This is a genomic window from Cellulomonas sp. NPDC057328, from assembly GCF_042667215.1.
Taxonomy (GTDB): Bacteria; Actinomycetota; Actinomycetes; order Actinomycetales; family Cellulomonadaceae; genus Cellulomonas.
In genome coordinates this window covers 39,691-47,238 of sequence record NZ_JBHUZW010000020.1, presented here as the reverse complement: position 1 = coordinate 47,238, position 7,548 = coordinate 39,691, and the positions used below count along the sequence as shown (strand labels likewise).

General features: G+C 72.8%; 5 protein-coding genes. All 5 read right to left on the bottom strand.

Annotated elements, in window-relative coordinates; genetic code table 11:
- Positions 1-149 precede the first annotated feature (149 nt).
- The 5 genes from ACFUMH_RS06100 to ACFUMH_RS06080 all read right to left on the bottom strand — a co-directional run bounded on the left by ACFUMH_RS06100 (position 150) and on the right by ACFUMH_RS06080 (position 7,516).
- On the bottom strand, positions 150-1,202 hold the full coding sequence (locus ACFUMH_RS06100) for a TerC family protein (RefSeq protein ID WP_378201961.1): 1,053 nt from the start codon (positions 1,200-1,202) through the stop codon (positions 150-152).
- A 182-nt stretch (positions 1,203-1,384) separates the two neighbouring features.
- Positions 1,385-3,445 carry a beta-galactosidase gene (locus ACFUMH_RS06095; protein WP_378201958.1) on the bottom strand — a complete coding sequence of 687 codons (2,061 nt, stop codon included), beginning with the start codon at positions 3,443-3,445 and terminating at the stop codon, positions 1,385-1,387.
- 11 nt (positions 3,446-3,456) lie between these two features.
- Positions 3,457-4,185, bottom strand: coding sequence for a glycosyl transferase (locus ACFUMH_RS06090; RefSeq protein ID WP_378201956.1), 729 nt, complete (start codon positions 4,183-4,185; stop codon positions 3,457-3,459).
- Positions 4,182-5,732, bottom strand: coding sequence for a xylan 1,4-beta-xylosidase (locus ACFUMH_RS06085; RefSeq protein ID WP_378201953.1), 1,551 nt, complete (start codon positions 5,730-5,732; stop codon positions 4,182-4,184). The genes ACFUMH_RS06090 and ACFUMH_RS06085 overlap by 4 nt, the downstream gene beginning before the upstream one ends.
- Positions 5,733-5,854: 122 nt before the next feature.
- Positions 5,855-7,516: an extracellular solute-binding protein gene (locus ACFUMH_RS06080; protein ID WP_378201950.1), complete on the bottom strand. Its 1,662-nt coding sequence runs from the start codon at positions 7,514-7,516 to the stop codon at positions 5,855-5,857.
- Between the last annotated feature and the right edge of the window lie 32 nt (positions 7,517-7,548).

Sequence of the window (7,548 nt, the reverse complement as noted above, 5' to 3'; positions counted from 1 at the left end):
GAGTGCGGTAGTCGTACCTGCCGCACTCGGTACGAGGTACCGCACTCGGCGGACGCGGGCGGGGCGCGCGGGCGGGCGGGCGTGCGAACGACGACGCCCGGCCGCCGGCGGGTGCCGGCGACCGGGCGGTCGTGGTGGGTCGTGCCGCGTCAGCGGTGGTGGTGCGCCCCCGGCTCGGCGACGTGGGCGGAGCCGCCCGTGTCGCCGTCCTTGCCGCGCGTGGCGTACAGGCTGGTCGCGGTGACGACGCCCAGGATGACGACGATGACGACGAGCGACCAGACCGTCGGGACGGTCGGGACGCCGGGCCACACGCCGTGCGCCCAGTGCAGGACGAGCTTGACGCCGATGAACCCGAGGATCGCCGCGAGGCCGTACCCGAGGTGCACGAGCTTGGACAGCGCGCCCTGGAGCACGAAGTACAGGGCGCGCAGGCCGAGCAGCGCGAACGCGTTGGTGGCGAACACGAGGTACGGGTCGCCGGTGATGCCGTAGACGGCGGGCACGGAGTCGACCGCGAACACGATGTCGGTGGCGAACACGGCCACGACGACGACCGCGAGCGGCGTGAGCATCCGCTTCCCGTTCTCGACCACCGACATCCGCGGGCCGCGGTAGTCCTCGGTCACCGGCATGAAGCGGCGGATGAGCTTGACGGACCGCATGTTCGCGACGTCGACGTCGTGGCCGGCGCCGCTGACCTGGTCGCGCAGGATCTTGACGCCGGTGAGCAGCAGGATCAGGCCGAACACGAGGAACGCGATCGCGAAGTTCGCGAGGAACGCCGCGCCGAGCGCGATGAAGATGCCGCGCAGCACGAGCGCGCCGATGATCCCCCACAGCAGCACGCGCTGCTGCAGGACCGCCGGCACCGCGAACGCGCTGAGCAGCAGCATGAACACGAACAGGTTGTCCACGGACAGCGACTTCTCGACGAGGTACCCGGTGAGGTACTCGACGCCGGTCTGCTGGCCGTACTGCGACCAGACCCAGCCGCCGAACGCGAGCGGCAGCGCGATGTAGAAGGCCGACCAGCCGGCCGCCTCCTTCATCGACACCTCGTGCGGCTTGCGCGTGACGAGGAAGTCGAGCGCGAGCAGCGCGATCACGCCCGCGATGGTGACGCCCCACAGCGTGGGGGTCGCGATGGTGCTGATGGCCGAGCCGGACGCGGCGTCGGCGGCAGCGAGAACTGGGGTCAACGGAGTCTCCTACCGGGAAGTGGTGTGGCTCCGAGGTCTCCTTCACCCGCCTGCGGCGGGCCACCGCCCGAGGTCGCACCGGGTGCGCCGTACTGACCGGGTCGGTGCGGGGAAGTACTCCCCTCGACGGGGACAGGGTACGGGACGCGGACCCCCACGACACGTGCAGGTCCGCGCCCGCCTCAGCAGGCCGCGCCCTGCCGCAGCACCATGACCTGCGCCGGTGCGAGCGTCAGCTCCTCCCCCACGGCGACCTCGCGGCCGGTGAGCAGGTCGGTGCCGCCGACCTCGAGCGTGACGGTGCGCGAGGCGTCGCCGTGGTGCAGCAGGAAGCGGTAGCAGGTGCCGTCGGGCGCGACGCGGTCGGCCACCTCGACGCCGTCGTCGTCCGCGTGCGGGCCGACCAGGCCGTGCCGGTCGAGCACCGCGCGCAGCACGGCCGCGACGCCGTCGTCGTCGAGACCCGTGCCGACGTGCCAGGCCGCGCCCGCGCCGCGGGACGCCCGCGTGACGGCCGGCGTGCCCGCGTAGAAGTCGGCGCCGTACGTGCCGACCACCTCGGTGCCGGCGTGCGGCACGAGCAGCTCGAACACGAGCTCGGCGTCGTGCACGGCCGGGGTCCCGCCCAGCCGCAGCGTGACGGGGTTCGCCGCGCCCGGCGCCGCCGAGTCGGTCTCCTCCACGCGCACGCCCAGCAGCCGGTCCAGCGGCGGCTCCCCGAGGAACGCGTTCGTGGCCTCGTCGACGCGCCCGCCGTAGAACGTCGTGACGAGCGACCCGCCGCCCTCGACGTGCGCGGTCAGCCGCTCGACGACGTCGCCCTTGAGCATGTGCAGCAGCGGCGCGACGACGACGTCGTACCGGGACAGGTCGGCGGTGACCGGCACAACGTCGACCTGCACGTTCGCGTGCCACAGGGCGCGGTGGTACCGCAGGAGGGTCGCGACGTAGCCGACGTGGCGGTTGTACCCGTCGGTCATCTCGACGGCCCACCACGAGTCCCAGTCGAGCAGCAGCGCGACGCGGGCGGGCGTGCGGGCGCCCAGCAGCGCGTCCCCCGTGACGGCCAGCGCGCCGCCGAGCTCGGCGACCTCGCGGAACACGCGCGTGTCCGTGCGGCCCGAGTGGTCGATCACCGCGCCGTGGTACTTCTCGCACGCGCCGCGGGACTGCCGCATCTGGAAGTACAGGGTCGCGTCGGCGCCGTGCGCGACCGACTGCCACGTCCACAGCGCCAGCACGCCGGGGCGCTTGACCGGGTTGACGTCGCGCGACGCCGTGATCGACGGCGTCTGCTCCATGACCCAGAACGGCTGGCCGTCCTTGAGGCCGCGCATCGCCGCGTGCGTGGCGGCCATCCGCGCGGCCGTGCGCACCGGGTCGTCGGCGGGCGGGTAGTTGTCCCACGACGCGAAGTCGAGGTGCTCGGCCCAGCGGTGGTAGTCGACCGGCTGGTAGAGGCCCATGAGGTTCGTCGTGACGGGGGTCGTGGCGTCGTGCGCGCGGATGGCCGCCTTCTCCGCGACGAAGCCGGCCAGGAGCTGGTCGGACAGGAACCGGCGGTAGTCGAGCGTGATGCCCTGGAACGCCGTGTGGTCCGGGCCGCGCCAGTGCTCCGACAGCATCGACGGCGCCGGGATCTCGTCCCAGTCGGTGAAGACGTGCGACCAGAACAGCGTGTTCCACGCGTCGTTGAGCCGGTCGAGGGAGCCGTACCGCTCGCGCAGCCAGACCCGGAACGCGGCGGTGCACGCCTCGCACCAGCAGCCGCCGCCGTACTCGTTGCCGACGTGCCACGCGACGACCGCCGGGTGGCCGGCGTACCGCTCCGCGAGCCGGTCGGCCATCGCGACCGACAGCCGCCGGAAGTCCGGCGACGACGGGCAGTGGTTGTGCCGCTGGCCGTAGACGTGCCGCCGCCCCTCGACGTCCACCCGGCAGGCGTCCGGGTAGGCGCGCGCGAGCCACGGCGGCATCGCGCCGCTCGGCGTCGCGAGGACCACCTGCCGCCCCTCGGCGGCGACGCGCTCGACGATCGCGTCGAGCCGCGAGAAGTCGTACGTGCCCTCCGCGGGCTGCAGGTGCGCCCACGCGAACACCCCGACGGTGAGCGTCGAGATCCGCGCCGCGGAGAACGCGGCGTGGTCGGCGTCCCACACGTGCTCGGGCCACTGCTCGGGGTTGTAGTCACCGCCGTAGCGCAGGTGGTCGGACAGCGGGAGACCGGGGCCGTGCAGGGTCATGCGGGAGGACCTCATCCGTGGTCGGTGGGGCGGGTGAACCGGGCGGTCGCGTCGCGCAGCACCGGTGCGGCGTTGCGCGTGACGGCGAGGGCGAGGGGACCGAGCAGGGCGACGAGCACCCAGTCGGACGTGAGCACGACGACGCCGACGCACAGCACGAGCAGCGACAGCGTGCCGAGGGTGACGAGCGGCCGTGCGGCCAGGTAGTAGGCCGCGAGGCGGGCGACGTCCCGCGTGCGCAGGCTCAGCGTCGCCGACAGCACCAGCGCGTTCGCCGCCCACAGCAGCAGGGCCACCGCGACGACGGCCAGCACGACGCCGTACCCGGCGGGGACGCGCGCCTGCCCGAGGTTGCCGGCGGTGAACCCGACGAGCGCGAGCACGGCCACCGTCGGCACCCACCAGCGCAGGACGTCGAGCGCGTTCAGCCGGTACCCGCGCCAGAAGTGCCGCCCGGGCCCGAGGTCGCGGTCCCCGAGGAACCGGCGCCACGCGAACACCGCCGCCGCCAGCGCGGGCGCGAGCGGCACGGCCGCGAGCGCCACGAGCGGCGCGTTGCTCGGGTCGGACAGGAGCAGCGGGACGACGGCCAGCGGCAGGCCGCCGGTGAGCACGGTCAGCCCGCTCACCGTCAGCACCCACCACACCACCGCCGCCCCCCGCGACAGCGGGCCGGCACCGATCTCGTCGTCCGGGGCGCCGCGTCGCGCCCCCGCACCGTCGTAGGTCATGGCGGTCATGCTCGCAGCCGCTCGTGCGGCGCCACGAGCCGGTCGTCGTCGACGCCCAGCGCACGCCGGTCGTCCAGGCCCTCGTGGTGCGTGGGCGTCACGGGCAGGACCTCGACGAACGTCACCTCGTGCCGGGACAGCACGAGGTCCAGGTCGACGCGGTCGTCGTGCACGGGCGCGTGGGCGTGGGACGTCGCGGGCGCGGCGCAGGCGCGCAGCAGGTCGAGCTCGCGCGCGGTGGGCGAGAGCGGGCGGCCGAGCTCGCGCCACGCGGCGAACGCGTTGCCGTCGTGCTCGTTGACGCGCTCGCGGTGCGCGAACGCGGCCGGGGTGCCGGCGGGCACGGGCAGCGAGAGGGAGACGCGGTGCTCGGCGGGTGCGTCGGCGGCGTCCGTGCCGCCGACCGGCTGCCACGCGAGCACGGTCACGCGGCCGTCGGGGTCGACGCACACGAGGTGGTCGTCGCCGCGCGCCAGCACGTCGCGGCCCATCCGGGCCATGAACGCGTACAGGTGGTACGTCGGCTTGGCCACCTGCCGGTGCGTCAGCATGCCGAACCCGCCGTGGAAGAACGACGTCGGCACGTTCTTCTCCTCGAAGACGTCGCAGAACGTCCAGTAGGAGAAGGAGTCGACGAGGTCGCCGCCGGCCGCCAGCACCGGCGCCAGGTAGGCCGCGTTGTACGCCGTGTCGTGCACCGGGTTGTCCGGGCGGTACGACGTGTTGAACTCGGTGATGTGCACCGGCAGGCCCGCGAGCGGCGTGCCCGCGACGTGCCGGCGCGGGGCGTCGAACTGCTCGAGCAGGTGCTGCGGCGGCATGAGGGTCTGGTACGTGCCGAACGGCACGTGCTGCGCGGGCCCCGACGTGTACGCGTGCCGGGACAGGAAGTCGACCGGCACGTCGCGCGAGGTCACGAAGTCCGTGAACGGCGCCCACCACTCGTCCGACCCGGGCGAGAGGGCCGGGCCGCCCACCTGGAGGTCCGCGTCGACGTCCTTCACCGCGCGGGCGGTCGCCTCGTAGAGACGGAGGTAGGCCTCCTGGTCGGCGTCCTTCCAGAACACCGTGAGGTTGGGCTCGTTCCACACCTCGACCGGCCAGTGCCGCACCTCGTCGATGCCGTACCGGTCGATCTGGTGGCGCAGCACCGCCTGCACGAGCGCCACCCACGCGCGCTCGTCCCGCGGCGGCGTGATGTTGCCCTTCCACCAGAACACCGTGTCGTCGCCCGACGCGAGCTGCGACGGCATGAAGCCCAGCTCGAGGAACGGCCGGATGCCCGCCGACAGGAAGAAGTCGTGCACCTGGTCGACGTAGGTCGACGCGTACCGCGTGTACGTGCGGCCGTCGACCTCGTCCGTCCGCAGCGCCGCCATGTCGTCCGAGAGCAGGCCGTGCCCGCGCACGTGCCGGAAGCCGATCTCCCGCTGCACCTGCGCCAGCGAGTCGCGGTAGTCCGCGCGCAGGGCCAGGTTCATGCGCCCGGTGCCGACGCAGGCGCGCCAGGCGTCGGGCAGGGGGCCGCTGGGCTGGGTGGGGACGACGGTGCGCACGGGGACGGTCCTTCCGGTCGTTCGCGGTCTGGTGCGGGCCCCGCCCCGGGACGGGCGCGGGCTGGAACGGGACGGCCCGGCCCCTGCGAGCAGGGACCGGGCCGTCGCGTCGGTCGGTCGCGTCAGCCGTTCGCCTCGGCGAACCGCTGCTGCGCGCCGTTCACGACGTCGAGGTACTGCTGCATGTTCTTGCCCTCGAGCTCCGTGACGTACGCGTCCCACTCGGACAGCGGGCGCTGGCCGAGGATGAACGCGGCGGTGTTCTGGTAGACGTGGTCGCGCAGGGCGGTCTGCCAGAGCGAGACCTGCTCGCGCTCGAGCTCGTTGAGCGGCGCCGGCGGCGCGACCGGGGCGAGCTCCTTGTCGGACATCGACTCGACGAAGTCCACGACCTCCGGTCGCAGCATCGACCGGTCGAGGTCGTCGGTGGAGCCGTGCTCGAGCATCCAGACGCCGTTGTGGTAGCCGTAGTCGACGTTGAGCGACTTCGGCGCGCCCGGGTTGAGGCCGTTCTGGTCGATCTCCGGGTTCAGCGTCCGGGTGTCGCCGTCCTTCGTGTACGTCTCGCCCTCGACGCCCCACTTGGCGAACTCGAGGCCCTCGTCGGAGTAGTACAGCCAGTCGAGGAACTGGAGCATCGCGAGGAAGTCGTCCTCCTCGGCCGCCGTGGACGCCAGCATCAGCCCGCTGACGAGGCGCTGACCGCCCTCGATGTCACCCGCGGGGCCCGCCGGCACGCGGATCATCGCGACCTCGCCCGTCGTGCCGAGCTCGGTCAGGGTGCTGCGGATCTTGAGGATCTCCTGGTCGTTCGTGAGCTGCGCGAACGTCTGGCCCGAGCCCATCTTCTGCAGGGCCTGGTCGTCCTCCTGCGTGAGGCTCTCCGGGTCCATGAGGCCGTCCGCGATCAGCCCGTTGTAGTACTCGAGCAGCTCGCGGTATTCGTCCGTGGCGCCCGCGTAGACGAACTCCTCGGCGTCCTCGTCCCACTGCACGCCCTCGCCGAAGCCCCAGCCGGCGATGGTGCCGAAGGCCGGCGCCGCGACGTTGAGCGTCGCCTCGAGCGGGCCGTTCGCCGACCACCGGTCGGAGATCGGGTACTGGTCGGGGTACGCGGCCTTGACCTTCTCGAGGTCGGCCTTGAAGTCCTCGAACGTCTCGGGCTCCAGGCTCAGGCCGAGCTGGTCCCAGATGTCCTTGCGGACCGCGTAGGTGTACATGGGGCGCACCGACTCGCGCAGACCCGGCAGCAGGTAGTACTTGCCGTCCTCCTGGCGCAGGCGGTCGATGTCCGCCTCCAGGCCCCACTTCTCGACCTTGTCCTGGAAGTTCGGCATGTGCTCGACGTAGTCGCTGACGGGCAGGATCGCGCCGCCGGCGACGAAGGGGACCTCCTGGCCCGGGTACGTCACCGAGATGATGTCGGGGGCGTTGCCCGCGCCGATCGCGATCGACTGCGCCTGCTGCCAGTCCGACAGCGGCGCGGTCTGGATGTCGAACTCGACGTTCTGGTTCTCCTGCAGCTTCGTCAGGATGTCCCAGTCGGCCTTGAGGGGGTAGTTCGGGTGGTCGCGGTACATGAGCCCGAACGTCACCGGCTCGGTGGCCTTGAAGGTCGTGCCGACCTCGTAGTCCTCCATCGCGCCGACCTGGCCGAGCTCGCTGGCCTCGGGGGTGTCGCCGCCCTCGCCGCCGCCCGAGCCGCCGGAGCAGGCGGCCAGGGTCAGGGCCAGGGTCGCCGCGGTCGCGACGACCGCCAGCGGCCGCCTCTTCGTGGTCCTCATCGTTCTCCTTCCGAATGGAACGCCGTCGTCCT